Annotated in this window: 22 protein-coding genes; 2 read left to right on the forward strand and 20 right to left on the reverse strand. The window is 71.8% G+C overall.

The window, feature by feature from the left end:
- Nucleotides 1-99 precede the first annotated feature (99 nt).
- The 16 genes from NAEX_RS33745 to NAEX_RS33815 all read right to left on the reverse strand — a co-directional run bounded on the left by NAEX_RS33745 (nt 100) and on the right by NAEX_RS33815 (nt 18042).
- A complete protein-coding gene (locus tag NAEX_RS33745) occupies nt 100-690 on the reverse strand; it encodes a hypothetical protein (protein ID WP_096331592.1) in 591 nt (196 codons plus the stop codon).
- Nucleotides 691-722: 32 nt separating this feature from the next.
- Complete coding sequence (locus NAEX_RS33750; protein ID WP_096331593.1) at nt 723-1970, reverse strand: hypothetical protein; 1248 nt, start codon at nt 1968-1970, stop codon at nt 723-725.
- Between the two features lie 6 nt (nt 1971-1976).
- The gene (locus NAEX_RS33755; RefSeq protein ID WP_143141160.1) at nt 1977-3185 is read right to left on the reverse strand and encodes a hypothetical protein; all 1209 of its coding nucleotides are present in this window, start codon (nt 3183-3185) and stop codon (nt 1977-1979) included.
- Between the two features lie 36 nt (nt 3186-3221).
- Nucleotides 3222-5753 carry a hypothetical protein gene (locus tag NAEX_RS33760; RefSeq protein ID WP_143141161.1) on the reverse strand — a complete coding sequence of 844 codons (2532 nt, stop codon included), beginning with the start codon at nt 5751-5753 and terminating at the stop codon, nt 3222-3224.
- Nucleotides 5743-7236 (reverse strand): baseplate J/gp47 family protein, encoded by a 1494-nt coding sequence (locus NAEX_RS33765; protein WP_096331596.1) that lies wholly within the window; start codon nt 7234-7236, stop codon nt 5743-5745. The genes NAEX_RS33760 and NAEX_RS33765 overlap by 11 nt, the downstream gene beginning before the upstream one ends.
- A gap of 18 nt (nt 7237-7254) precedes the next feature.
- On the reverse strand, nt 7255-7635 hold the full coding sequence (locus NAEX_RS33770; protein WP_096331597.1) for a GPW/gp25 family protein: 381 nt from the start codon (nt 7633-7635) through the stop codon (nt 7255-7257).
- A 31-nt stretch (nt 7636-7666) separates the two neighbouring features.
- Nucleotides 7667-8422, reverse strand: coding sequence for a phage baseplate assembly protein V (locus NAEX_RS33775; protein ID WP_096331598.1), 756 nt, complete (start codon nt 8420-8422; stop codon nt 7667-7669).
- Between the two features lie 4 nt (nt 8423-8426).
- Nucleotides 8427-9560 carry a phage late control D family protein gene (locus tag NAEX_RS33780; RefSeq protein WP_096331599.1) on the reverse strand — a complete coding sequence of 378 codons (1134 nt, stop codon included), beginning with the start codon at nt 9558-9560 and terminating at the stop codon, nt 8427-8429.
- A 3-nt stretch (nt 9561-9563) separates the two neighbouring features.
- Nucleotides 9564-9734, reverse strand: a complete 171-nt coding sequence (locus NAEX_RS51115; RefSeq protein ID WP_170136217.1) for a LysM peptidoglycan-binding domain-containing protein — start codon at nt 9732-9734, stop codon at nt 9564-9566.
- 129 nt (nt 9735-9863) lie between these two features.
- Nucleotides 9864-10451, reverse strand: coding sequence for a CIS tube protein (locus NAEX_RS33785; RefSeq protein ID WP_096331600.1), 588 nt, complete (start codon nt 10449-10451; stop codon nt 9864-9866).
- Between the two features lie 21 nt (nt 10452-10472).
- Entirely contained in the window at nt 10473-11690 is a 1218-nt protein-coding gene (locus NAEX_RS33790) for a hypothetical protein (RefSeq protein ID WP_096331601.1), read from the reverse strand.
- Nucleotides 11691-11877: 187 nt separating this feature from the next.
- A complete protein-coding gene (locus NAEX_RS33795) occupies nt 11878-12639 on the reverse strand; it encodes a T4 family baseplate hub assembly chaperone (RefSeq protein ID WP_096331602.1) in 762 nt (253 codons plus the stop codon).
- A gap of 31 nt (nt 12640-12670) precedes the next feature.
- Nucleotides 12671-13132: a phage tail protein gene (locus NAEX_RS33800; RefSeq protein ID WP_096331603.1), complete on the reverse strand. Its 462-nt coding sequence runs from the start codon at nt 13130-13132 to the stop codon at nt 12671-12673.
- Between the two features lie 21 nt (nt 13133-13153).
- Nucleotides 13154-14653, reverse strand: coding sequence for a phage tail sheath C-terminal domain-containing protein (locus NAEX_RS33805; RefSeq protein ID WP_096331604.1), 1500 nt, complete (start codon nt 14651-14653; stop codon nt 13154-13156).
- A 72-nt stretch (nt 14654-14725) separates the two neighbouring features.
- The gene (locus NAEX_RS33810) at nt 14726-15322 is read right to left on the reverse strand and encodes a Pvc16 family protein (RefSeq protein ID WP_096331605.1); all 597 of its coding nucleotides are present in this window, start codon (nt 15320-15322) and stop codon (nt 14726-14728) included.
- 545 nt (nt 15323-15867) lie between these two features.
- Nucleotides 15868-18042 carry an AAA family ATPase gene (locus NAEX_RS33815; protein WP_096331606.1) on the reverse strand — a complete coding sequence of 725 codons (2175 nt, stop codon included), beginning with the start codon at nt 18040-18042 and terminating at the stop codon, nt 15868-15870.
- Between the two features lie 546 nt (nt 18043-18588).
- On the opposite strand from NAEX_RS33815, the gene NAEX_RS52405 reads away from it, so the two are divergent.
- Entirely contained in the window at nt 18589-21726 is a 3138-nt protein-coding gene (locus NAEX_RS52405) for a M36 family metallopeptidase (protein ID WP_143825679.1), read from the forward strand.
- A 110-nt stretch (nt 21727-21836) separates the two neighbouring features.
- Here the strand turns inward: NAEX_RS52405 and NAEX_RS33825 are convergent, their stop codons facing one another.
- From NAEX_RS33825 to NAEX_RS33840, 4 genes are all read right to left on the reverse strand, one after another.
- Complete coding sequence (locus tag NAEX_RS33825) at nt 21837-22202, reverse strand: hypothetical protein (protein WP_096331607.1); 366 nt, start codon at nt 22200-22202, stop codon at nt 21837-21839.
- Between the two features lie 214 nt (nt 22203-22416).
- The gene (locus NAEX_RS33830; RefSeq protein WP_096331608.1) at nt 22417-22890 is read right to left on the reverse strand and encodes a BON domain-containing protein; all 474 of its coding nucleotides are present in this window, start codon (nt 22888-22890) and stop codon (nt 22417-22419) included.
- 135 nt (nt 22891-23025) lie between these two features.
- Entirely contained in the window at nt 23026-24018 is a 993-nt protein-coding gene (locus NAEX_RS33835) for an isopenicillin N synthase family dioxygenase (protein ID WP_096331609.1), read from the reverse strand.
- Nucleotides 24019-24118: 100 nt separating this feature from the next.
- Nucleotides 24119-24517, reverse strand: a complete 399-nt coding sequence (locus tag NAEX_RS33840; RefSeq protein ID WP_143825680.1) for a hypothetical protein — start codon at nt 24515-24517, stop codon at nt 24119-24121.
- Nucleotides 24518-24709: 192 nt separating this feature from the next.
- Here NAEX_RS33840 and NAEX_RS33845 point away from each other — a divergent pair, with 192 nt between their 5' ends.
- Nucleotides 24710-25567, forward strand: a complete 858-nt coding sequence (locus tag NAEX_RS33845) for a trypsin-like serine peptidase (protein WP_170136218.1) — start codon at nt 24710-24712, stop codon at nt 25565-25567.
- The last annotated feature ends 2 nt before the right edge of the window (nt 25568-25569 follow it).

Here is a 25569-nt window from a genome sequence, read left to right on the forward strand (position 1 = left end):
TGGGCTCGCTCGCCGGCGCTGCCGGTCCGCTCGCCCGCTCGATTCATACGAGTGCCTGCCTTGCTCACGACACCACCGCCCGTCCTCAAATGTTTGCGGTCACCACTGATCGACCGCGAGGCCGTGGATCTGCCAGCGGATCGAGGTCGGGCTGCCCGAGGCGCGGGCGGGCAGCTTGACCCGCAGGTAGCACTGGAAGTCCTCGCCGTGCGGGGCCAGCTCGCCCGCGCCCTTGATGCCCTCGATCGTGGTGACCCAGTGGTCGAAGAACGCCGACGGGTTGGGCGCGGCGACCTCGGTCGAGAGCTGGAAGACCTGCTCGGCCTTCGAGGTGAAGCGCATGGCGCTGCCGGCGGGGCGCGACGGCCGGCTGCGCAGGATCACCTGGAACGTGGGATCGTGGATCGTGCCGTTGCCGATGCCCCAGCTGGAGTACGCCCACACGATCGTCAAGCTGCGCTCCGGTTGCTCGGCGATCGGCAGGAGCGGGGTGGGGAGCCACAGCGCGATCGATTTCTGGGAGTTCTCGGCGTGGAGGCTGACCGTCTCGACGATCGGGATCCCCTGCGCATTGCAAGTGCTGAAGGCGTACGGATACTCCAGCGTGGGGTCGAGGTTCTGCACGCGTTCCGAGCCGAGGAGGATCAGCGGGATGTTGCCGGATCTGGGAGTGGTGGACGAAATCATCATGGCCTCGAGGTGGGTGAAGGGTGCGTCGTGGGCTAGATCTCCCAGAGCGTCAGCGTCTCCAGGCTGACGGCCGGGAGGTCGCTCGCCAGGGTCCGGACGCGCACCATGTGCTCGCCGCCGGTCATGGGAGCCTTGAGCAAGAGCTTGTCGCTCGTCGCGCCGACGATCGTCGCGGCCTTCCAGACGGCCGGCTCGGTCACCCTGGCCAGCTCGACGACCGCGCCGGGCATGTCGAAGAACTCGCCGTGGAGGGTGACGGTCGCGCCGATGTCGGTCGTCTGCGGGGTGATCTGGGGCCCGGAGGTGGCGAAGGTCGGCGGGCCGTAGACGTACAGCGGCGCGGGGGCCTCGCTGCGGGCGACCCCGTTCGTGACCGCGACGGCGAGCGAGCCGGCGATGCCGGCGGGGATCCGCACCGTGAGCGCGTTCGCTTCGACCTCGCCGACGAGCGGCGCCGACACCCACGGAGCGTCCGCGGCGGCGTCGATGCGGCGCAGCTCGACGGCGACCTGGCCGGCGAGGAAGTGGTGGCCGCGGATCTTCAGGCACAGCCCCGGGTAGGCGTAGCCGCGGCTGTACGGGCTCGCGGCGAAGGCGGGGGACAGCGCCGACTGCATGGCGGCGGCGGCGGCCTCGGCGAGCGCGACCCGGCCGGTCGCGCCGGCGAGGTCGAGGTGGGTCCGCCGCTGGTCGGCGAGCATGCTCGCGGTGATGGTCGAGGTGTTGGCCGGACGCGTGAGGCGGGCCAAAAAGTAGTGCACGTGGCCCGCCTGCGGCGCGGGCACGGAGTTGGTGTTCTCCGCCACCCGCACCACCCAGCGCGGCAGCAGGCGGACGGAGGTCTCGAGCTCGTAGTCGTCGGGGTGGAACAGCGACGGGTCGCCGGTGCAGTCGATCACGGCCAGCCAGACGTCGAGGTAGACGACGTCGACGCGCGCGGCCCCGCCCGTCGGCGTCAGCGCCGGGAGGCCCTGGCTCGAATACTGGATCGTCGCGCTCTCGACGTCGATGCCGCCGACCAGCAGTCGACCGGCGGTGATCGTGAAGTCGTTGGCGGCAGGGACGAGCGGCGCGATCTTGAGTTGATCCGCCGGGCCCCGCGGCGTGCCCTGGCCGAGGTGGTGATGGAGCACCCGCCGCAGCGTCGCGTCGAGCAGGTCGCCCTGCAGGGTGAGGTCGCGGTCGAGCACGGGGACGCCCTGCATCAGGCGGACGCCCGCGTAGGACTTGGCGAGGTTGGCCGCGAGCGAGATCTGTGGATCCTTGGAGAAGATCGGCATGGGCGTTCAACTGACGGTGAGCATGATGTTGCTGGTGAACCACGTCGGGGACACCTCGCTGCGGACCCGCACCTTGTACTGGCCGGCGCCGGGGGCGACGGCGGCGATCGTGGTGGGGGTCGGTCCGCTGACGGACAGCGCGCTCCAGGTGCCGCCGTTCCACGGCTGGACCTGGACCTCGACGTTGGGCGCGTCGAGGAAGGTGCCGGTGATCGTGAACGACTGGCCGGACGGCACCGGGTTGGGCGAGAACGGGTTGGCGATCTGGATCGCGGCGGCGCCGAAGATGCGATGGACCGGACTGGTGACGGCGCCCAGCGCGGTGGTCACGGTGAACGCGACGTCGCCCTTCGGCGCGGTCTCGAGGATCCGCACGGTGATCGCATTGGCGAGCGGCTGGCCGACGATCGGCAGGGCGAAGTTGCCGATCTTGACGCCGACGCTGCCGAGGTCGAAGTTCTTGCCGTACAGCACGACCGTGCGGGTCGGATAGCTGCTCGGCTTGTCGAACGGGCGCGTCGGCGAGAAACTCGGCTGGAGGGCGGTCTTCACCACGGCGATGTCGGCCTCGAGGGCCTCGACCCGTTGCACGAGGTCGGCGAGGTTGAGCCGCCGCACCCGCAGGTCCTCGAGCTGGACCACCGTCGGACCGTCGCGGGTGACGAGCGCGAGGGGGCAGCGCGCGTGGCCCTCGGCCGCCGGCGGGACCTCGTCGGTGCCCTCGGCGACCTCGACGCGCCACGCCGGCTGGAGGCGGACGGACGTGGCGATGCCGATGTCGGCGAGGTTGCCGAGGTCGATCGCCGGGTCGGCGTCGGTCGCGACCTCTTGCAGCCACACGTCGAGGTAGACGACGTCGACGCGCACCTGCCCGACCGGCGGGCTGGTCAGCGGCGGCGCGCCTGCCTGCGCGGCGTAGCTGGTGAGGCCGGTCCGCGCCTGCAAGCCGCCGACCAGCATGGTTCCGGCGCCGATCTGGAAGTTGGTGCCCTGGGGGTTCGCTGCGGTGATCTGGAACGAGCCGTCGTCGCCCGGGGCGACGCCGTCGCCGACGTAGCCCTGGATGATCTTGCGCAGGCTGGCGCCGACCAGATCGCCGAGCAGGTTGACGTCGCGGTCGAGCAGCGGGACGTTCTGCTCGATCCGCACGCCGACGTAGCCCTTCGCCAGGTTGGCCGCCAGCACCTCGTCCGGGTCTCTCGAAAAGTTACCCATTGTCTCTCCTTCGTGTCGCTCTCGGCCGCGCTCGGCTCAGGTGACCGGGTCCATGCCGGCGAACCAGACGATTCGCACCGTGGCCGGACGGTACGGCTCGATGAAGTCCCGGACGCGCTGCAGCTTGTCGGCCACGAGCGGGTCGTCCTGCGGGACGGTGAAGTGGACCCCGACGGTGTCGGTCGCGTACCAGTCCGCGAGCTCGCGCCCGGTGTCGTAGGTGTAATGATTCCAGTCGGTGAGCGTGCCGAGGGCGGCGATCGCCGCCGGATCGGCGGTGTTGAAGGTCCGCGAGGCGAACGCCTCGGCGCGGTGCTGCGACCGCCAGGCGGTGAACAGCCCGAGGTTCCACGGGACCGCGGCCGGCTCCTTGGCGGCGACCATGTGCTTGTTCGGGTGCGGCGCGCCGTTGATGTGTTGCTCGACCTGGACGGGGTCGGTCCAGGCGCCGCCGAGGAATTCGCTGGTCCAGATCTGCCAGCTGCCGCGGCGGTTGGAGTGCCAGTAGAGGCGCAGCCGGTTCTGCAACAGCACGGCGCAGGGGGCCTCGTCGCGGCAGGCGAGGCCGGGCGGGCCCGGGACCTCGGCGGGCGCGCTCCACTGATCTTCGCCCTGGAGGTCGACGCCGAGCACCGATTCGTAGAGCTTGCAGCCGTCCCGGGTGGCGGCGCTCCAGAACAGGTGGACGGCGCCGTTCTGGTCGAGCGCGGCCGCGGGCATCTGGTCGGCGACGGCCGCGGTGGTGATCCGCCGCGGCTCGCTCCACACGCCGTCGACCCGCGTGCGCGCCCAGATGTCGCACGGGCCGCGCCGGTTCGACTGCCAGAACAGCCACAGGCGCCCGCCGGGCTCGATCACGGCGGCCGGGTTGCGGTCGTCCGCGGCGTGATCGGTCAGCCGCTCTGCGGCGCCGATCGGGTTTATCTGCCCGCCCTGGTAGTTCTTCGGCAAGGTGCGGGTCCAGATGTCCCACGAGCCGCCTCGGTTGGAGCTCCAGAACAGGCGGAGGTTGGCGCCGTCGACGAGCACGGCGGGGCACTCGTCGGCGATCTGCGGGTCGCTGATGCCGTCGAACACGGCCACCCGCTGCGGCGCGAAGCCCTGCAGCGGCCAGCGGACCCAAATCTCCCGCCGGCCGCCGGCCGCGAGCTGGTGCCAGAACATCCACATCAGCCCGAAGTCGCCGATCACCAGCGCGGGGCGACCGGCGAGCCGCGCCGGGTTGGGGTTGACGACGGCGCTGGCCTGTCCGAACACCTCGCCGTCGGGGCTGCTCCCGGTCCACACGTCCCACTCGCGCGTCGGGCGGGCGTTGGTGAAGAACACGTTGGCGACGAATTCGCGGACGGTGAACGACCAGTCGAGCGCGCGGGGGATCAGGGCCTTGAGGCTGCCCGCGGTGCCGACGCGCGCGAAGATCTCGCTGGCGAACAGCACGTCGTTGCGCTGGACCTCGCCGGCGCTGGTGCGGTCGACGTCCCAGCCGATCCAGCGGGCGAGCCGCGGGAGGGCCGCCGTGTCGACCTGGAACAGGTCGTTGCGGTGCCGCAGGCCGTCGGCGTTGCCGCGGGCCTGGTCGAGGGCGCCGCCGAAGACCTGCAGGAATCGCCGCAGTTGCCCCTGCCCCTGGACCGCGGGGTCGGGCTCGTCGTAGCTGCGATGAATGGCCGGGAGCTGGCGATAGAGGCGCTCGGCCTCGCCGAACTCGCCGGTCGCCAGCGCGGAGGCGACGGCGGCGGGCGCGGCGTATTGCGGGCCGTCGGGGCCCGGCTGGGCGTCGAGGAAGAGGGCGTAATAATAATAGGACTGGCCGTCGAGCCCGGCGGGGGCGCCGGGGCGCGAGGGCGCGGCGTCGGCCAGCTCGACCGCCACCGACCGCGAGCCGCTGTCGACGTGCAACAGGTTGCGGATCGTGCCGGTCAGCACGGTCTGGTCGCCGCGCGTCCAGGTGAAGTCGGCCTGGTACTGGCCCTGGGCGCCGCCGACGAGCACGAGGTCGGCGCGCCACTCCTCCTCGACGTCGTAGTACACGGTGATCGGGGGGAGGCCGTCGGGGGTGAAGGTCAGGCGCTTGGGCTGCCCGGGCTCGATCCACAGGGCGGCGCGACCGAGGTGATCGTCGCCGGCGAAATAGTCGGTGGCGAAGATCGTGAACGGCCCGAATTGCTGGACCGACTTCGCCGCGTTGGTGACGCCGGCGAAGCGGAACGAGCGCAGCTCGGCGCCGTTCCAGATGTCGACGTGCACGTGGGTCGGCGAGGTCGACGGGACGTCCGGCGGCGGCTCGGTCGGGTGGGCCTCCCACAGCTCGAACTCGACGAGGCCGCCGTCGACCGCGGCGTTGGCCGTCAGGCCGCGCAGGCGGCGGCAGAACAGCGCGGGCGCGGCCGGATCGCCGAGCTGGCGGTGGGCGTCGAACAGGACGAGGCCGCCGTTCGCCGCGGCGGCGGCGTGGTCGAGCTTGCGGACCACGCGGACGCCGGGGAACGGATCGAGGTACCCGCGCGCGTGCTCGGCCCGGACGGCGAGCCGACGCGCGTGGAGGTCTTGCTGCACCTCAAAGGACATCGCTTTTGCCTCCGGTGACCTCGAGGTCCTGGTCGGCGAAGCCGGTCGACAGCGGGATCTCGCCGTAGCCGAACTTGAGCGCGCCGCCGGCGTTGTTGGGCCCGCCGGCGACGCCGAAGTGGGTCACGGTCACGCCGGCGACGCCCTCGATCGACTCGATCGCCTCGTAGACCTTGCTGACGTACAGGGTGTCGGCGAAGTCGACGTTGTCGAAGCTCCACAGCGCGCGGATGGCCTCCTTCACCCGCGCGCGCACCTCGTTGCGGTAGAAGTAAGGCTCGACCTCGACCTTGGCCGCGAGGGCGACGGGGACGTAGACGGGGTCACGGAGGTCGAGGAGGGTGGTGAGCATCCGCTTGCCGTCGAGGTAGGCGCGCAGGTCGTCCTTCAGCAGATCGTTGGGGTAGCCGCCGCCGGCCGGCGCGATCCACAGCTCGACGCGGTTGCCGAGCGCCCGGGCGCGGGCCTTGGCGACGCCGAAGCTGCGCGCGTGGGCCTCGAAGTCGGCGGCGGTGACGGCCCGGCCCATCGAGCGGTACTGCCGCGGCGCCCGCTGCACGGCGTCGGCGACGGCCTCGCTGGCGGCCCCTCCGGTGCCCGGCGCCTCGTTGAAGACCCGATCGAGCTGCGGGATCGCGGGCGACACGTCGGTGATCGTGCGCGCCGGGACGTTGCCCCTGGCGCCGCCGCCGACGGCGTAGCTGGCGATCAGGTTGTTGCGGCCGCGCGCCGGGGGCTTGCCGCGGACCCCGTCGCCGAACTCGATCCACGCGACGTCGTTCTCGTCGCGGCGGACGGCGTAGTGCTCGTCGGTGCCGGCGCTGTCGAGCAGGGTGTCGACGCGCCGCCAGATCTTCTGGAACGGCTGCATCACGGCGATCTCGAGCGTGCCGTCGATCAGCGGCTTGCGGGCGAGCGGCAGGCGCTGGCGCGGGCTGCCGTCGGAGGAGCCGAGGACCTCGCCCGTCACCAGCTGATCGACCTGGACCACCGGCAGCGGGGCGAACACGCGGTGCTGCTTGCCGTCGACGGTGGTCAGCGGCAGCGCGCCGACGTCGAGCGTCAGCGACGGGCGCAGATAACGGAAGACGACCGGGGTGCCGGTGGCCTTGGCGGTGGTCGCGAAGCCGGCGCCCTTGGCGATCTGGACCTGGCCGGCGGCGTCCTTGTGGAAGAGCAGGGTGAGGTCGGCGTAGGCCGGCTGCGGCGGGCGCAGCTCGTAGCCGATCAGGCGCAGCAGGTTGACGACGCTGCGTCGCTCCTGCGCCGTCTCGAGGTAGCTCTCGCCGGCGACGCGGTCGAGGTAGTAGAACAGGGCGTCGCCCATCGCCGCGAACAGCTCGACGAGGGCGACGCCGAGGTCGTTGGGCGAGTGGTCGGTCCACTCGGGCAGGCGCTCGCGCGCCAGCCCGAGCAGCGCGGCGCGCAGCGATTCATAGTCGAGGCTCGTGTAGTCGATCCGCGGTCGTGGCTTGGTCGTCATGGGTGCATCTCCCGTCGGTCAGAGCACGCCCGTCCCGAAGGGCACGGAGAAGGTCTGGACTTGCCTCGTGCTGCGCACGATGTATTTGATTCGCAGGAGCAGGGTCTCGCCGTCCTGGACGACGCGCACCTCCTGCAGGATGATCCGCGGCTCCAGCCGCCCCAGCGACTTGGCGACCTGGTGCTGCACCACGCCGCGCAGGACCTCGTTGTTCGGGTCGTGGACGAGCTGCTGCAGTCCGCCGCCGTAGCCGCGCCGCATGATCCGCTCGCCCACCCCGGTGAGCAGGATGTGGGCGATGTTCTCGCGCAGCTTGTCGTCGCCGGCCTGCGCGGCCACGCTGCCGGAGTCCGGGTCGATGCGGAACGGGAAGGCGAATCCTCGGATGGTTGCGGTCATAAGAAAGACTCCTCGGTCGCGCGCGGCGCGGTCACCCCGGCAGTTGCGAGACGTAGATCGGAGCGACGAGCTGGGGCGCCTGGACGGCGGCGGCGTTCGGCGCGTGCGCGTGGGTGGTCAGCCAGTCGATCAGCGGCTTGAGCACGACCAACTGGCCGTTGAGGGTGGTGCCGCCGGCCTCCATGATGAAGTGGTGGCCGCCCGCCTCGAGCGTGATGCCCTGATTGTCGAGGGTGATCTTGCTGGTGCCGCAGGTCAGGACGATGGCGTCGCTCTTCAGCTGCAGCGAGACGGAGGCGCCGCACTTCAGCTCGACGCCGTCCTTGTTCATCGTCAGGACGTGCTCGTTGGGGTCCTGCAGGACCACGCGCTCGGACCCGGCGGTGTCGTCGAGGCAGAGCACGTGACCGGCGACGCTGCGGAGGAGGCGCTGGTCGGGGGTCGGCTGCTCGCCCTCGGGGTTGGCGGGCGCGGCCTGCTCGGGGTACCACGCGCCGGTCCAGATCGGGTGGGTGAGGTCGCCGGCGACGAACTCGACCCATACCGAGGCGCCGATGTCGGGGACGATGAACGCGCCGGGCGGGAGGCACGGGCGAGCGATGCACTCCATCGGCCGCACGGCGGCGGGGTTGCCGGGGTCGCGCTCCTGGAAGTAGGCGACCTGGACGACGATCGAGCCCGGCACCTCGGCGTCGGCCGGGGCGTTGTCCTTGACCGTCCCCGGGTACTTTCCGTGGTGCTGCCCGCGCCCCTGCGCGCCGAGAGCTTGCTGCAAGTCGTCGAACATCGCTTCACCTCCGACAGTCGAATTCGGTGCGGTAGCCGCCCAGCCCGACGCTGTGCTTGACGCGGGACACGTACCAGCGGCCGGAGAAGCGCCCGCCGACGTCGAGGAGCTCGACGAGGGTGCGGGCGCGGAGGCGGGGCAGGCCGGCGGACGCGCCGGTGGCGGACATGCCGAGCGCGTGGGTGCTGACCCAGTTGTCGGCCTTGAGCCGCAGCTCGGCGGTGGTGGTGAGCGCGGGCTTGGAGCGGTCGTGCTCGACGCCGTCCTCCGCGAGCCGGAGCTTGCGGAGCTCGGCGGCGGCGGTCGGCGCGGCGTCGATGAGCTGCTGCAGCAGCGCGCGCTTGGTCGGGTCGGCGATCGCAGCGAGGTTCTCGGCGAGGAAGGGATCGTCGACGACGCCCGGCGAGCGCGGCTCGACGGTGATCGGGTCGAGCGGCTTGCCGGTCTTGCGATCGACGCCGGTGAGCACGTAGGGGATCTCGGCCCGGCGCGCGTCGACGGTGGCGTCGAACTCGTCGAGGACGTCGGGCACGCCGCAGCGGCCGTGATAGAGCTGCAGCTCGGGCTCCGATTGCACGATCTGCGCCTTGCCGACGAAATGCACCCGCTCGTCGCTCGGCCGCTGCTCGACGTAGAGGACGCACCCGTACTCGTCGCAGAGCTGCGACAGGAACTTGAGGTCGGTCGTGCCCTCCTGGACCGCCTTGACGTCGGGGTCGGGCACGATCTCGATCGCCGGATCGGCGAACGCGTACGGCGCGAGCACGTCCTTGACGACGGTCGACAGCGGCTTCTCGTCCCAGCGGCGCGTCACCCGGTGCGTGCCCATCTCCGCCGAGCGATCGAGCGCGCGGATCGTCAGCTCCGGGGCGCCGGCCCGCGGGACGACCATGTCGACGCCGTAGATCCGGCCGCGGAAGACGACCGCGTGCTCGACGTCGGTGCCGAACGAGAGCTCGACCTTCATGCCCTCCTGCAGCGCGTGGCTGAACACCTTGTGGCCGTCGGGCACGAGCAGCGTCAGCTGGTCGGGCCGCGTGTCGTCCTGCTCCCAGGTGAACGAGGCGAGGTCGCGCGACAGGTCGTAGCTCGCCCCGCCGCTGGTCACGAGGACCTGATAGAAGAGGGTGTCCGCCATGCGTCACTCCGTGGGGGCCAGCGCGGCGGTGAGCGGGGGGATCACGAGCGCGTCGCCGGCGCGCCAGTCGGCGGGATGCCGCGCCGGGTTGGCGTCGGCGATCCGCCACCACAGGTCCTCGCGGCCGTAGTACTGCTTCGCCAGCTGATCGAGGGTCTCCTCGCCGACCAGCACGTGGGTGACGCTGCCGGGCGGGGGCCGGGCGGGGGCGGGGGGCGCTGGGCGACGTAGGGCCCGCGCTCGGGGTCGACCAGGACGTCGAGGCGGTGATAGCGGGAGGTGACCGAGACGGGCATGGCGCTCCTAGAACAGGCTGATGTTTTGCAGGCCGAGCGCCGCCAGGACGTTGCGGTGCTGCTTGTCGAGCTCGTACAGGGCGTTGCCGTCGGACTCGTCGACGGCGATCGTGACCGTGACGTCGGCGCGCACGGGGGCGAGGGCGCTGTTGAATTGCGTCTCGTTGATCTGCATCTCGATGATCGTGCCCTCGAGGATCTTGGTGCCGAAGCCGAAGTAGCAGGTGGGCGGCGCGGCCAGCTTCATGCCGCCCGGGGCGCCGCCGGAGAAGGTCGCCCACGCGTCGGCCTTGGGGTAGAGGAACGACCGCAGCTTGGCGAGCTCGGTGCTGATGCCGTTGTCGACCCCGCTCGGGTTGATGACGTTCAGCCCTTGCTCGAGGCCGTGGAGCTTGAAGGACACCGAGATGATGCGATCGCCGCCGCCGACGTAGAACTTGCCGGGAGCGTTGCCGCAGAGCGACGAATTGCGGTCGACGTAATTGACCTTCTTGTTGTCGCTGACCGACTGCGGGTTGTACTGGAACGTAAACACCAGCGGCGGGATCACGTCGATGTTGGCGATGAATCCGCGGAGCACTTGCAGCTGTTCCATGACGTCCTCACATTCGCGGGCTCATGCGATGTCGCCGCCGCGCAGGCGTTCGTACTGCTCGATGCGCCGCATCATGACCATCAGCCGGCGCACCGCTTGCTCGCTGAAGACCTCGCCGCCGGGCCCGGGCGCGGCCGCCGGGGCCGGCTGCGGCTGCGCCGGCGGGAACACCCGCGCGACCTGCTCGCCGACGGTCCGCTCGACGACCCGACCGATCGTGCGCAGCAGCTGCGGGAGGTCGACCGGCGCGCTCGCCAGCGAGGGACGCAGCGGTGGCTCGCCCTGGAGCGCAGGGGAGGCCTCGCGCATGGCCGTCGCGCCCCCGCCCGCCCACGGGAGGGCCGGCAGCGCCAGGAACTGCGGGGGCGCGCCGGGTGCGACGCCCGGGCGCGGCGTGGCGGCGAGGGCCGACGAGGCCGGCGGCGCGGCCCCGTAGGTGCCCGCGGGGGCTGGAGCATCGGCCGCCGCGAGGGAGGCGGGGCGCGAGGAGACCGCGCGGGCCGCCGGCGGGGCGGCGGCGGGTCGAGGGAGCGCCGGCCAGGTGTGATCGACGCGCGGGGGTGGGGCGCCGGCCGGGGCACGGCCGAGGGCGCCGGGGCCGGCGCTCGCGGGGATCGGGAGGGCCCACCGTGGCTCCCCAGGCGGCGTGTGGACGGCGCCGGGGCCCGCGGCAGGCCCGTCCGAGGATGGACGGGGCGCGGCCGGTCCTGCGGGCGCAGGGGCAGCCGTGGGCGCGGGCGCGGGCGCGAGCGCGGGCGCGGGCGCGAGCGCCGGCGAGATCGAGGGCGCCGGCGAGGTCGAGGGCGCCGGCGTGGTCGAGGGCTGCCGCTGCATCGCCGACCAGTGCGGCGTCGCGGACGAACCGGGGACCGGCGGGGTGGCGGGGCGCAGCGGCAGCCCGGCGCTCGCGCCGACCTGCGGCGTCTCTGCGACCTGTCCCGAAGGACTGGTGGGCGCGAGGGCGGGCGGCCTGGGGCCGTCGGCGGGCGTCAGGCCCCACAACAGCAGCGACGCCAGCGGCAGGGACGCCCAGGCGAGCGCGGCGTCCTCGACGGTCGGCGCGCGGCCGCGGGCGGCGCGTGCGAGGCCGAGGAAGGGCAGGCACGCGAGCCTGCGCGGGCCCGGCTTCGCCGCGCCGCGACGACGAGCGAGGAGCAGCAGGCCGGCGCTGGCGAGCGGCGCGTCGAGGTCGGCCGCGACCGGGGCGCGCCGGTGCGTGCTGTCGTCCGTGCTCGTCATACGATTCACCGCCTCTCCCATCGCGCGTTGAACTCTTCCATCGCGGCGTTGTTCGCCTCGATGCGCTCTGCGAGCATTTGCACGTAGGCGCGCCGCTCGCTCGGTTCCATGGCCATCAGTTCGCCGTAGGGCCAGTGGAGGTGATAGGCCAGGTAGAAGATCTCCTGTCGGAGGCGAACGCCGCCACCTAGCCGAGGTCGAAAAAACCCGAGACCTCGAGGGTCGTCTTGAACGAATCGCCGCAGCGGCCGCAGGTCACCGTGCGGCGGAAGTCGACCCCCGGGCTGTCGTCGTCGAGCGCGCGGTAGATCGCGCGGCGATCGCCGAGGGTCAGGTCGCGCAGGATCTTGAGGCCGTAGGCCTCCAGCGTCGCCCGGCGCAGGGACCCGAACGATTGGATGCAGCGCAGGACCAGGGCGTCGCGGGCGCGCAGCGGATCGTCGGTCATCTGGGCGACGAACTCCTCGTCGTCGCCGCGGGGCAGGCGGAGCTCGAGCGCCTGGTGCGTGACGCCCTCGCCGTCGCGGTAGCCGTCGGCGAGCTCGACGCGCAGCGCGGTGCGGAGCGGGCCGTCGCCGGCGCGGCGGACCGCGAGCCGGCCGAGGTCCTCGGTGACCGCGATGTCGGCCCCGCAGCCGCGGCAGGTGTAGCGGCAGGCCACCTCGTCGCCGAGGGTGACCCGGCGGATCTGCACCACCAGGAAGTTGCGGTCGGCGGAGAACATCCGCGCCACCAGCGGGGCCGGGGCCTCGGGGCCGTCGACGAAGCGGACGAGGCAGCCCTTGATCAGCTCGGTGACGAGCCGACCGGCGGACAGGCTCGGGTCGTAGAACAGCGCCTCCTCGTGGCCGCGCATCTTCTGGATCACGCACCGGCGATGCACCCGTCCGGCGTCGTCCACCCAGCCGAGCGGCAGCTCGACCTCGAATTCTCGCCTCGGTAGGCTCATGGTCCCGCTCCTCCGCCGCGCGTCGCGCCGTTCAGACCCGGTACATCCGCTCGATCGCCAGCACGATCGTCTGCTTCATCAGGCCGGAGGTGGACGCGTCGAGGTCGGAGAACCGCGACGACTTGATCCACGCGCCCTCGAAGGCGAAGCGCATGACCTCCTTGCCGAACTGGCGCTTGACGACCGAGCCGTTGCGCCGCAGCTTCGAGCCGACGCCGGTGCCGTCGAGCTTGAACATCTCCTGGAACCACTTCTGGAACGCCGCGTCGGCCGCGGTGCCGTCCATGTTGCGCTCGAGGGTCAGATCGCCGTACTTGACGATGCCCGAGCTGATCTTGTGGACGACGTTCGAGCCGCCGTCGGGCTGATCGATCGCGTCGATCTCGCCCTCGGAGAGCCCGCTGACCTTGGTGACCCCCGGGCTCTCGATCCCCTCGATCTCGACCACGAATTCGTGCGTACGGTACGCCTCGGTGAACGCTACGTTTGCCATGACCTCGCTCCTCTCCTCGTATTAGCCTTCGCTCGCAGTCGGACCGCCCTCTTGCTGGCCCACCGTGATGATGAACGTCTCCGCCGGGCGCGAGGGGTAGAAGTACACCTCGACGTTGAGGATGCCCGCCTGGACGTTGTTGCTCGGGTTGTTCTCGCCGTCGCACTTGACCGAGAACACGTCCTCCGGCGACCCCGGGCCGAACGCGCCGCGGCGCCACAGGCTCATCAGGAACGGGGTCACCGCGTTGTGCTTGACCTTGTTCCACAGGACCTCGTCGTTCGGCTCGTACACGACCCAGCGCAGGCCGTTCTTGAGCGAGCTCTTGACGAAGTTGAACAGCAGGCGGACGTTGATGAACTGCCACAGCGAATTGGTGCTGAGGGTGCGCGCGCTGTCGACGACGATGCCCTGGCCGGAGATGAAGCGGACCGCGTTGACGCCCGAGCCCTTGACGAGGGTCGTGTGCGCGGGGTCGGAGATGTGGTGGCGGACGTCGAGCGCGCCCTGGACGCGGGCGGCGACCCCGGCGGGGGCCTTCCACACGCCGCGCTCGCGCTCGGTGCGGGCCATGACGCCGAGCACGTGGCCGGTCGCGGGGACCCACCGGCTGGTGCCGATCGGGTCGTTGACGCGGATGTACGGCCAGTACACCGCGCCGTAGATGTTGTTGCCGCGCAGCGTGGGCGTGAACGCCTGCGCCCCGGACACGTCGACGTCGCCGGCGTCGGTGACGAAGATGCAGTCGCCGCGGAGCGCGCAATAGTCGGTCCCCGCGACGGCGAAGTCGACGGTCGTGCAGTCGGGGCAGGCGAGCAGCTGGATGTCGATCGTGTCGTAGAGGCCGAGCGCCGCGATGCACAGGTCCTCCAGCGCGTCCGCGTCGGGGCTGTCCTGGGCGCCGCTGCCCAGGGTCAGCGACTCGCCGACGAGCACCCCGCCGTTGACCGCGGGGTCGAAGGCGATGGTGATGTACTTCGAGCCGCTGAACTCGTCGTTGACCTTGGCGACCGCGCCGGGGCCCGGCGGCAGGTGGTCCCAGAATTCGACCTGGCGGCCGTCGTACTTGACGGTGATGTCGAACGAGGCCGCGACGTCCGGCTGGCCGGCGGCGCGGTAGACGATGTCGACCGAGATCTTGTTGCCCCACGCGCCGGGGTCCGCCTGGCCGCGGTAGCCGGCGGTGACGGTCAGCGGGCCGTCGTTCTCGTCGCCGTCGGTCGAGGTCGCGGTCGCCGCGACGCCGGTGCCGAAGACGCGGGTCACGTGGGCGATCGCCCCGCCGTTGTCGAAGAAGCCCTTGATCGCGTAGGCGCCGAAGTAATTGTCGTGCGCTGCGGCGCTCGGCATGAACCCGCCGAAGTGCTCGAGGAACTCGGAGAAGTTGGTGACCATCCGCACCTTGCCCGGGACGCCGCGCTTGGTGCGAACGATGAAGCCCGCCACCGACGTCGCCGCCCCCTGAATGCTCGGCGTCGCCCGCCCATCGACTTCTACGAGATTGATTCCAATGTTCGCCATCACCTCTCTCCATTTCAGGCCGGTCAGGCCGTGGGTAGCCGCGGCCCGCAGGCCGCCGAATCGCGCTGGTCTTCACGGTTGATCGACGCCGACCTCGATCGTGATCGGCTTGTCGACCATTTGTGCGTCCGTCGGCACCGCCTCGGGCAGCATCCCGAGGGTGATCACGTAATTGAGCGACGGCTTCAGCTTCTGGTCGAGCGCGCTCCAGAACTCGGGCAGGTTGCGCACGCCGTCCTGCGACGCGACGATGCCGGGGTACGGCGCCATCTGCCCGACGAGCGCGCCCTGCAGGACCTCCTGCGGGATCTTCGGGAAGCGCAGGAACACCTGCAGGACCTGGCCGAGCAGGCGGTGCTCCTCGTACACCGCGCCGGTCAGCGCCGGGCTCCACGCGGTGATGCAATAGGAGCAGTCGATCCGCGCCGGCGGCCGCACCCGCGCCCGCTTCTTCTGGTCGGCGCTCTGGACCAATATCGGCTCGTTCGTCGCCGCCGCGAGGTTCTGGCGGATGTCGTACAGGTAGCAATTGACCGTCAGGGCGTCGAGCTGCGCCCGCCAATTGGCGTCCGGCAGGTCGAAGGAGATCGTCGCGCCGGCCAGCTCGGAATTCGCCGGCGCGAAGGTCTCGAGCAATTCTTTGATGGTGTTGTCCAGATCCAGAATCATCGCCCACCCCGAACGCCGCGGATCGCCCGCGGCCCGCCGGCCGCACGCAGGCGCGCGGTCTTGCCATCGCAACGCCTCGAATACTATGTGTCGCTCCCTGCCTCGTCAATTGAATTTATTTTATGCACCGCCGACGCGGCCCGCCGGCCCGGGTCGCATCATTTCCGCCCGCCGCCGATCGCGGCGCGAGCGCCATGATCGGCGATCGAGGGCGCGTCGGATCGAGGCGCGGACGTCCGTCGACGTCTCGGCGAGTCGCGACGCGGCGGAGTCCTTTAAGAATGAAGGGCCGCGACGGCTCGCCGCGCGACGCACCTCCCGACAGTGGCGCGGTCTCGCCGATGCGCGACGCGTCCGCGCGAATCACCCGCGCTCGCCCGCGACGTCCCACGCACGAGGCGTCGCGCGGACGTCTCGTCGCGCGGTCGATCGTGGCCCCGCGGGAATCGCCGCCCCGGGCTCGGCGATTCACCGACGGCGCGGAGACCGAGCTCGCGGCGCTCGACGATGGACCGCGAGCGCTGCGCCGCCGCGACGCCCGCCGCTCACTCGGCGAGCGCGGCGTACTTGCCGAAGTCCGCCGCCACGCACATGCGGCCGATCTTCTGCAGCTCGCGCCGGGTGCCCAGGATCAGGTGCGCCGTCGACACGGGGACGCCCCGACTGGCGGCCAGGAAGGTCGCGGCGACGGCGATGTTCTTGATGTTGCCGCCGCTCAGCTTGAATTGCCGGGCCATGAACTCGAGGTCGAGCGCCGGATCGAGCGGGACGGCCGACGGCCACACCTTCCGCCAGATGTCGAGCCGCTCGGCCTCCTCGGGCAGCGAGAACGCGAGGGCGAACGCCATGCGGCGGACGAACGCCTCGTCGAGGTTCTTGCGCAGGTTGGTGGCGAGGATCGTGAGCCCCTGGTACTCCTCCATGCGCTGCAGCAGGTAGCTGGTCTCGATGTTGGCGTAGCGGTCGTGCGCGTCCTTGACCTCGGAGCGCTTGCCGAACAGCGAGTCCGCCTCGTCGAAGAAGAGGATCGCGTCGCTGGTCTCGGCCTCGGCGAAGATCCTGGCGAGGTTCTTCTCGGTCTCGCCGATGTACTTGCTGACCACGCCGGAGAGGTCGATCTTGTAGAGGTCGAGGCCGAGCTCGTGCGCGAGGATCTCGGCGGCCATCGTCTTGCCGGTCCCCGACGGGCCCGAGAAGACGACGTTGATGCCCTTGCCCAACGACAGCTTGGCGCTCCAGCCCCACTCCTCGTGGACGCGCCCGCGCAGGCGTACGCGGTCGCACACCTCGCGGAGCTGCGCGAGGCTGTCGGGCGGGAGCACGATGTCGCTCCACGTGTAGTGCGGGACGATCGGCCGCGCGAGCTCGCCGAGCTTGCTGCTGTGCTGGGCCCGGCAGGCGGCGTACAGATCGGCGACGGTCAGCGCGGGCTCGCCGGCCCGCCAGTGGGCCCGCTCGCGCGCGTTCGCAACGGCGGCGCGGACCTGCCCGGCGGTGAAGCGGAACTTGCTGGCGAGGGCCGGCAGCTCGGCCGCGACGTCGTCGGGCAGCGCGGCCGGGAGCTCGCGCTGCCACAATCGGAGCCGCTCCTGGTCGCCGGGCCGCGGCAGCTCGACGCGAGTGAACCGGAGCCCCGGCACGCGCTCGGCGACCACCCACGGCCGCGGGCCGGCGACGAAGGTCAACCCGCGCGGGTGCGAGCCCGACCCGAGCAGCGCGCCCATCGCCGCCGCGTGGTCGTCCTCGCCGAGCTCGCCGAGCCCCTCCCAGTAGATCGCCGCCTGCTGCAGGACTGCTTCGCGCGCGACCATCGACAGTCGCCGCGCGGCCTCTGCCGGCGGGCCGGCGCCGAGGAGCTTCGGGGCGTCCACGACGAGGAGTCCGAGCCCCAGGTCGGCGCACAGGGCCCGCGCCCACGACTTCTTGCCGCTGCCCGCGGGGCCGACGAGGTCGACGAGCAGGCCCTCGCGCGGGTCGTAGCGGCCGGCGAGCCGCGCGCGAGCGTCGCCCGCCGCGCCTGGCGAGCCCGCGGGCCGGGGCGAGAGTCGCGTGACGAGACCGTCGAGCTCCGCGGCGAGCTCGTCGCCGTCGAGCAGGAATGCGGCGACCCGCGGGTCGAGCCGCAAGAATCGCCCGAGCAGGGTCGGACAGGGGTGGGCCGGCTCGTCGAACAATTGGACGAGGTTGTGGCGCAACAACGGCGCGCTCGCGGCGAAGCGCGCCCGCGCGGCCAGCTTGTCGGCGAGCGCGGGGCGCAGCAGCTCGAGCACGAGGTCGACGCCGGGGCGGCGGCGCGTGACGTCGTCCTGCAAGTAGGCGTAGAGCCGCTCGTAGCGCGGGGCGACCTCGGGCGCGAGGCACAGCAGGACGACGTCGCGGTCGAAGTCGGACAGGCCGAACGCGGCGACGAGCTCGTCGAGCCGCAGCCGCAGACCGGCCGCTCGCGTGGCCTCGGCGCGCGCGACCAGGCCGCGCCGCAGCGCGTCGAGCCGCTCGAGCTGCGCTCCGACCACCGGCGAGGGCTCCCCGGCCCAGCGCGGGGCGCCGAGCGGCCGCGCGAGGTGCTCGTCGATCTCCTGCTCGGAGACGTAGAGGCCCTCGAACTTGTCGTCCCGCTTGCTGTGCCGCAGCCGGGCGACCTGGATGCGCACGAGCAAGTCGACGCGCTCGAGCTCGGCGAACACCTGCTCCAACGAGCCGCCATAAGGAATCACGGACATGCGGCTCCAGCATAGTCGAAACCGTCGCCCGGAGCACGGCTCGCGCCGGCATGGGCCGGGCGCTCGCGCTGAGACGCGCGCGAGAGCGCGGGCCGGCTCGCGCGCTCCGGTGCGCAGCGGAGGATCGGGCGATCCGGCGGCTCGGTGCATGGAGAGTCGTGCCATTTGGATCGAGGCGGGAATGAATGCACCTTCTCGAGCCGTGTCGGTCGCGTCGAGTTCGCGGGGAACCGGGGCGAGCGCGACGGAGCGAGCAGAGGCTGAACATGTCGTTCGGAGCATGTGCCAAGGGTCAGGCGGCCGCAGTCCTCCGATTGCCGTCGACGCGTTCGGACGAATGGCAGCACTGCCTGCGCTCGCGGACGGCGAGAGCTCGGCCGAGTGCAGCCATTCGCTGCCGCGTTCAGCCGCTGGGGGCAGCTCGCGAGGTCAAGCGGCGACAGGGCCTTGCCCTGTGAGCACGCGCTAGACACAAACATACCTGCAGCGGTTTGCGTTTTGGTAGGGTGCCAGCGTGGTGCGCTCTGGCGCACCCGCGGAGGACCGATGAGACTCGCCCACGGAATTGCCACCCTCACCGCGGCCACGATCCTGGCCGTCAGCCCGACCGCGAGCGCGGTTCAGACTCCCGCCGCACACGCGCGGCGGCCCGTCCTGGAGGTCGCGCAAGGCGCTCCCGTGCGGGTGGCCGGCGATCTCGCCTGGCATCGGGTGCCGGCCGGGCACGCGCGGGCGTGGGCGCGGCTGGTCGCCGAGATGGGTCCGCAGACGTGGGCGGTGTGGGACCGCGATACCGACGTGGTCAGGCGGATCTGGGGCGCCGGGATCGCGGCGCCCGGCAGCGCGAATTCGCCGGTCGCGGCCGAGCGGATCGCGCGGGCGTTCCTGAGCCGGCACGTCGCATTGCTGGCACCCGGGGCCTCGGCGGCCGACTTCGCGTTGGTGGCGAATGTCGAGAGCGGCGGGATGCGCACGCTCGGGTTCGTGCAGCGGGTCCGCGGCGTGGCGGTCGAGGGCGGGCAGGTCAGCTTCCGCTTCCGCAACGACCGCCTGTTCATGATCGGCTCGGAGGCGCTGCCGCACGTGCCGGCGCCGGCGGTCCGCTCGGTCGGCGCCGCGCAGGCGCGGGCCGCCGCGAGCGCGTGGCTCGAGCGCGACCTGTCCCCGGGGACAGTCACCTTCGAGGCCGCGCACGAGGCGGTGGTGCTGCCGCTGGTGCGCGCGAGCAAGGTCGACTACGCGACGGTGGTGCCGGTCGAGCTGTCGACGACGGCGCCGCGCGGGCGCTGGCGCGTCTACGTCGACGCGGCCACGGGCGAGCCGGTGGCGCGCAAGCAGACGCTGCTGTTCGCCAGCGGCAAGGTCGCCTACGACGCGCCGCTGCGCGAGCCCGGCGGCGAGCGCCAGGACTGGCCGGCCAACCGCGCGTCGCTGACGGTGGCCGGGGTGAACGTCACCAGCACCGAGGCCGGCGACGTGACGTGGAACGGCAACAACGCGACGACGGTGACGGCGCGGGCGACCGGTCCGCAGGTGGCGGTCAACAACGAGGCGGGCGGCGAGGCGACCGGCAACCTCAACCTGCAGCCGAACCAGACGGCGGTGTGGAGCGTCCCGAACGACGAGTTCGTCGACGCCCAGATCAGCGCGTTCGTCCACTCGAACCGCGTGATCGAGTACGTGCGCCAGATCGACCCCGACTTCGGCTGGCTCGGCCAGCAGCTCACCGCGACCGTCAACATCGACGAGAGCTGCAACGCCTACTACGACGGCAACATCAACTTCTTCCGCCAGAGCAACCAGTGCAACAACACCGGCCGGGTCGCCGACATCGTCTACCACGAGTACGGCCACGGGGTGCATGACCGCGCGATCATCCAGGGCGTCGGCAACTTCGACCCCGCGCTGTCGGAGGGCGTCAGCGACTACCTGGCGGCGACGATCGTCGACGACCCGGCGATGGGCATCGGCTTCTTCCTCAACGACCCCGGGCCGCTGCGCCACATCGACCCGAACGGCAGCGAGGCGGTGTGGCCCGAAGACATCGCCGGCGACCCCCACACCACCGGCCTCATCATCGCCGGCGCGCTGTGGGACCTGCGCAAGGCGCTGATCGAGGAGCAGGGCCCCGGCGCGGTGGCCTGGGCCGATCACATCTACTACGAGTCGATCCGCCGCGCGGTCGACATCCCGAGCATGTACTTCGAGGCGCTCGCGGCCGACGACGACGACGGCGACCTCGCCAACGGCACGCCCAACCAGTGCCTGATCAACGCGGCGTTCGCCAAGCACGGGCTGTTCAAGCTCGGCGTCGACGTCGAGGCGCCCGCGGTGGCCCTGCCGCAATTGGCCGAGTACACGGTGTCGGTCGCGGTCGAAGGCAGCGGCGGGCAGTGCAGCGGCGGGGCGATCGAGTCGGCCGAGCTGACCTGGCGCCTGCGCGAGCAGCCGGACGTCGGCGGGGTGATCGCGATGGACATCGCGCCTGACCAGATCACCGGACAGATCCCGCAGCAGCCGGCCGGCAGCGTGGTGCAGTATCAGATCAAGATCACGTTCCAGGACGCGACCGCGCTGCAGTACCCGGAGAACCCGGCCGACCCGTTCTACGAGTTCTTCGTCGGCGCGGTCGAGGAGATCTACTGCACCGACTTCGAGACCGACCCGGCCGCCGACGGCTGGACGCACGGGCTGACGATGGGCATGCAGGGCGAGGGCGCCGACGACTGGATGTGGCAGGAGCCGATGGCGCCGACGGCGTCGGGCGACCCGCAGGCGGCGTTCGCCGGCTCGCGCGTGTTCGGCAACGACCTCGGCGGCGGCAACTACAACGGCACGTACCAGTCGGACAAGACCAACTACGCGCAGTCGCCGGTGATCGACACGACCGGCTATTCGCAGGTGCGCCTGCAGTACCGCCGCTGGCTCAACGTCGAGGACGGTCACTTCGACCGGGCGCGGATCTTCGCCAACGACGTCGAGGTGTGGGCCAACCATGCCAGCCCGAACATGAACGACGCGACCACGCACCACACCGACCGCGAGTGGCGCTTCCACGACGTCGACCTGACGCCGTCGGTGATGAACGACGCGGTGACGCTGAAGTACGAGCTGCGCAGCGACGGCGGCCTCGAGATGGGCGGCTGGACGCTCGACGCGCTGTGCGTGGTCGGGGTGGTCGACGCGCCGGCGGCGATCTGCGGCGACGGGATCGTCAGCGCCGGCGAGGAGTGCGACGAGGGCGCGAACAACAGCGACACCGAGGCCGACGCGTGCCGCACCGACTGCACGGCGGCGAGCTGCGGCGACGGGGTGGTCGACGGCGGCGAGGCGTGCGACGACGGCAACACCGAGCCCGGCGACGGCTGCGAGGCGAACTGCCTCGCCGGCGGCGACCCGACCTCGACGAGCGGCGGCGACACCGACTCCGACGGCTCGAGCGGGCAGGTGCCGACGACAGGCGGGCCGGGGGAGACGGGCGAGCAGCCGGGCTCGGACACGGAGAACGCCAGCGACACCGAGACCACCGGCGACACCGAGACGGCCGGCGACACCGACAGCGACTCGGGCGGCAGCGCGACCGACGAGAGCGGCTGCGGCTGCCGCCAGGACGGCGCCGGCGGGGCCGGCCTGTCGGCGTTGACGCTGCTGCTGCTGACGCTGCGCCGCCGGCGTTCGCGCTGAGGGGGACGCGGAGCGCCGCCGGCGTCAGCGAGCGCCGGCGGCTGTGTCCGCGGCGACCGCGACGCGGCGTGCAAGAGGAGCCACGAGGAGCCCCGCGCCGGTCGTCGCCGTCACGGCAGCGGCTCGTCGGCCGGCTGCAACTCGAACAGCCCCACCCCGGTCGTGCCGGTGATGTCGACCTGGCCGCGGAAGATGCGGACGTGCTCGTAGAGCCCGCCGCAGAACAGCACCCCGCCGACCTCCATGCAGCACTGCTCGCAGCCCTCGTAGACCCGCCAGCCGAGGTCGCCGAAGCTCCGCGGCTCGTGGCGACAGTCGGCGCTCGGCATGGTGTACACGGCGCAGCGCCGGCGGCCGCGGTGCCCGCAGGCCTCGTACGGGAACGGCTCGGCCGCGGCGTAGCCGAGCGTTCGCAGCGCAGCCTCGAATTCCTTGCGGGTCGGCGGAGCAGCGGTGATGCGGACTTTCCGAGGCATGCGGCTCGGCCCAGCGTATCAGCCGCGGCCCCGGGCACCAAGCGGGGCTCGTCGGTCGAGCCGCCGGCCGGCTCGCCCCTCGGGCTCGCTCGCGGTGCAAATCAGCGACATTCGCCGGTCTGCCTGATTCTCGAGGGCGAGGTCCGATATGGTTCCCGAGCGGCGCGAGATCGAGCCGTGCGATCCCGGCTGTCCCCAAGGACAGAGGACAGGATCACGCGCTCGAGGCCTTGCCGCCGGCGACGCTGAGGCGATCGTCGAGCTCGGCCACCCCTGCCGTCTGCAGCGCCAGCTCGACGATCAAGCGGCGCGTCTGCGGGTCGTAGACGAGGCCGGTCAGGGTGACGTTGCCCTGTTCGACGGCGACCTCGACCTCGCTGGCGTCGATGTCCGGGTGCCAGGTGAGGGCCTCGTTGATGTCCTCGGCGATCCGCGCGTCGGAGCGGCGGTAGCTGCGCGGGCCGCAGCCGACGTAGCGACCTCGGCCGGACTCTCCGCCCGCGAGCGTGTCGCCCTCGCGGGCGCGCGGCGCCGAGGGCCACGGTTGCGGCTCCCGGTCGGGCCACGTCACGTCGCCGTAGAGGCCGCGCGAGCGGAAGCCGGGGCCGATGAACTCCTCGAACGGGGCCTCCGCGTCGGTGTCGGCGCGGGCGCCCTCGGGGTCGTTGATGTGGTGCTTCGCACGCATGGCTGTTTCCTCCGCGATTTCACACCGTAGGGAAACACCACTGAGCGACCACTGTACATTGTTCATTGTCGCCTCCCGCCAATGTGAGCACGGCAGAGGCCGGCTGTGCGCGCGAGCGGCGGGGCGGGCGCCTGGTCACGTGCCTGTTTGCACCGCCGCGTGCAGGGCGGGGAAGACGCGGGCGACCTTGGCCAGCAGGTACTCGCCGTAGGTGCCGCGAAAGGTGTGGACGCTGGCGCGATCCCAGCGCTCGGCGGCGTCGTCGGAGATGTCGGCGGCGCGGCGCGGCAGCGGCACGATCTCGGCGTCCCACGCCGGATCGAAGAAGAACGGGAACGACAGGCGATCGCGCCCGGCCGAGCTGCGCACGCGGTGGGGCGTCGAGCGGTACCAGCCGCCGGTGAGGCGGTCGAGCATGTCGCCGATGTTGCACACGAGGGCGCCGGGCAGCGGCGGGGCGTCGATCCACCCGCGCGGGGTCTTGACCTGCAGGCCGCCGACGTCGTCCTGGGCGAGCAGCGTGAGCAGGCCGTAGTCGGTGTGTTCGCCGACGCCCCAGCCCGTCTGCGACGTCGCCGGGTAGTGGAAGATCCGGAACAGCAGCGTCGGGTCGCCCGTGTAGTGGACGCGGAAATAGTCGGGCGGGAGGTCGAGGCTGCGGGCGACGCCGGTGAGCAGCACCTGGGCGACGTCGGCGAGCTGCGCCATGACGGCGAGCACGGTCGGCCGCAGCTCCGGCAGCCACGTCGGCCACAGGTTGGCGCCGTGCAGCGGGGTGCCGGCGCGCACGCGCGGGTGGTCGGCGGGGAGCTCTGTCCCGAAGTACAGGCCCTCCTTGAGATCGGGCTGACCCGAGGTGAGCTCGCCGCCGAGCGGGAACCACCCGCGCCAGGCCCGGCCGCCGTGGCGCATGGCCAGGGCCTGCTTGTCGGCCTCGGCGGCGGCGAAGAAGCGGCGGCTCAGGGCCTCGAGGCGCGGCAGCAGGGCCGGGTCGAGGCCGTGGCCGACGAGGTAGAAGAAGCCGCTGTCGCGGCAAGCGGCGGCGATGGCCCGCGCGAGCCCGTCGCGACCGACCGGGTCGGCGTCGCGGCGGAGCGGGGTGAGGTCGAGGACCGGCAGCGCGGACACCGGCGGATGCTAGCAGAGCTCGGCGAGGCGCGCGCGAGGCGGACGAAACCTGGCGGAAAAGCCAGGTGCGGGTCGCGCGGCGCGGTCGACCGAGGACCGGTCAGGTCCGGCGAATACGCGCCTTCATCTTCAGGCCGAGCGGCGGGGTGAGGCCGCCGAAGCCCCACGACCACTCGTTGTTGACGGTGCCGGGCGCGGTGAAGGCGAGGGTGGTGACGGGGCCGCTTTGGGTCCAGGTCATCACGCCGCCGTGCGGCGACGGCAGTTCCTGCGGGTCGCTGCGGACCTCGTCGAGGGAGTAGCCCTCATTCTGCGGCGACAGCGTGATCGTGACGGGACCGGTGCTGTCGACCTCGGCGAGCACCTCGGTGACGATCTCGCCGACAGCGTAGTACGGATAGCCGCTGTTGTTGAAGTAGAGCGCGAGGGTGCCGGTCGAGGTCGGCTGGGTGGCGAGGTTCGAGCCCGAGCCGTCCTTCAAGGTCCATGTGACTGCCATGACGATGCAACTCCTGTCGCGCGTCGGCCCGGCGGACATCGCCGACCCCGTCGCGTCCCAGCGGTAGTGTTCGGGACGTGCCGAACCGGTCACCTCGACGCGACGATGATCGACCGGCGGTGCAGATGCACGGAAAGGAGCGCTCGTGCCACTATCAATCCGCGGCGCGAGGCCGAGGGAGCGATGCAAACGATGACGTCTCAGGACACCCTGGAGGGCCACGAGGTCGGATTGTCGACAGCGCCGGCCGAGCCGCCGGCGGCGCCCGCGGCCGACTCGTCGGCGCTGGAGCTCGTGAGTCAGTGGTTTCCGTGCCCGCTGACGGTCCGCGCCGGGACCTTCTCGCTGCCGCCCGAGCCGGCCTGGCAGGCCGTGGTCCGCGCGGCCAGGCCGCAATTGGAGGCGATGCTCGGCGCGGTCGGCCGGCTCGAATGCCCCGAGCTCGGGCCGCTGTCGCAGTGCGGCACGGCCTGGCTGGTCCGCGACGACGTCGCGGTGACCAATCGGCACAACATTTTATCGCTCCTCGACGACCTGCAGCGCGGGACCCGGACGCTGCGCGTCGATCTGTGCGCCGAGGCGGACGCGCCGGCGGACCGACGCTGTCCGGTCCGCCGGGTGCTGTACATCGACCCGATCCACGACCTCGCGTTCGTGCAGGTGTCCCAGGAGCGGACGCCGCACGCCGGGCTCGCCGTGGTCGACGCGATCGTCGCCGGCCACCCCGTGGCGGTGATCGGCTTCCCGAGCCACGCCGAGGGCGGGTACCCCGAGGCCGAGTACAAGCATTGCTTCGGCGACGGCTGGTTCGACCGCGACGGCCGCGGCTACAAGCGGATCTCGCTCGGCCGCGTGGTGTCGACGTCGGCGGCGCTGCTCGAGCACGACTGCACCACGCTCGGCGGCAGCTCCGGCGGAGCGGTCGTCGACCTCGTCCGCGGGGCGGTGATCGGCCTCAACTACGGCGAATCACGCGACCGCCGCCTCAACCTCGGGGTGCCGGGTTGGGTGGTGCGGGAGCGGCTCGAGCAGCTCGAGCGCCTGCGCTGAAT

The organism is Nannocystis exedens (assembly GCF_002343915.1).
GTDB lineage: Bacteria > Myxococcota_A > Polyangia > Nannocystales > Nannocystaceae > Nannocystis > Nannocystis exedens.

What these genes read in the sequence shown, in the direction of transcription:
- NAEX_RS33745 (WP_096331592.1), bottom strand. Translation starts at nt 690, where the DNA reads ATGATGATTTCGTCCACCACTCCCAGATCCGGCAACATCCCGCTGATC.
- NAEX_RS33750 (WP_096331593.1), bottom strand. Translation starts at nt 1,970, where the DNA reads ATGCCGATCTTCTCCAAGGATCCACAGATCTCGCTCGCGGCCAACCTC.
- NAEX_RS33755 (WP_143141160.1), bottom strand. Translation starts at nt 3,185, where the DNA reads ATGGGTAACTTTTCGAGAGACCCGGACGAGGTGCTGGCGGCCAACCTG.
- NAEX_RS33760 (WP_143141161.1), bottom strand. Translation starts at nt 5,753, where the DNA reads ATGTCCTTTGAGGTGCAGCAAGACCTCCACGCGCGTCGGCTCGCCGTC.
- NAEX_RS33765 (WP_096331596.1), bottom strand. Translation starts at nt 7,236, where the DNA reads ATGACGACCAAGCCACGACCGCGGATCGACTACACGAGCCTCGACTAT.
- NAEX_RS33770 (WP_096331597.1), bottom strand. Translation starts at nt 7,635, where the DNA reads ATGACCGCAACCATCCGAGGATTCGCCTTCCCGTTCCGCATCGACCCG.
- NAEX_RS33775 (WP_096331598.1), bottom strand. Translation starts at nt 8,422, where the DNA reads ATGTTCGACGACTTGCAGCAAGCTCTCGGCGCGCAGGGGCGCGGGCAG.
- NAEX_RS33780 (WP_096331599.1), bottom strand. Translation starts at nt 9,560, where the DNA reads ATGGCGGACACCCTCTTCTATCAGGTCCTCGTGACCAGCGGCGGGGCG.
- NAEX_RS33785 (WP_096331600.1), bottom strand. Translation starts at nt 10,451, where the DNA reads ATGGAACAGCTGCAAGTGCTCCGCGGATTCATCGCCAACATCGACGTG.
- NAEX_RS33790 (WP_096331601.1), bottom strand. Translation starts at nt 11,690, where the DNA reads ATGACGAGCACGGACGACAGCACGCACCGGCGCGCCCCGGTCGCGGCC.
- NAEX_RS33795 (WP_096331602.1), bottom strand. Translation starts at nt 12,639, where the DNA reads ATGAGCCTACCGAGGCGAGAATTCGAGGTCGAGCTGCCGCTCGGCTGG.
- NAEX_RS33800 (WP_096331603.1), bottom strand. Translation starts at nt 13,132, where the DNA reads ATGGCAAACGTAGCGTTCACCGAGGCGTACCGTACGCACGAATTCGTG.
- NAEX_RS33805 (WP_096331604.1), bottom strand. Translation starts at nt 14,653, where the DNA reads ATGGCGAACATTGGAATCAATCTCGTAGAAGTCGATGGGCGGGCGACG.
- NAEX_RS33810 (WP_096331605.1), bottom strand. Translation starts at nt 15,322, where the DNA reads ATGATTCTGGATCTGGACAACACCATCAAAGAATTGCTCGAGACCTTC.
- NAEX_RS33815 (WP_096331606.1), bottom strand. Translation starts at nt 18,042, where the DNA reads ATGTCCGTGATTCCTTATGGCGGCTCGTTGGAGCAGGTGTTCGCCGAG.
- NAEX_RS52405 (WP_143825679.1), top strand. Translation starts at nt 18,589, where the DNA reads ATGAGACTCGCCCACGGAATTGCCACCCTCACCGCGGCCACGATCCTG.
- NAEX_RS33825 (WP_096331607.1), bottom strand. Translation starts at nt 22,202, where the DNA reads ATGCCTCGGAAAGTCCGCATCACCGCTGCTCCGCCGACCCGCAAGGAA.
- NAEX_RS33830 (WP_096331608.1), bottom strand. Translation starts at nt 22,890, where the DNA reads ATGCGTGCGAAGCACCACATCAACGACCCCGAGGGCGCCCGCGCCGAC.
- NAEX_RS33840 (WP_143825680.1), bottom strand. Translation starts at nt 24,517, where the DNA reads ATGGCAGTCACATGGACCTTGAAGGACGGCTCGGGCTCGAACCTCGCC.
- NAEX_RS33845 (WP_170136218.1), top strand. Translation starts at nt 24,710, where the DNA reads ATGACGTCTCAGGACACCCTGGAGGGCCACGAGGTCGGATTGTCGACA.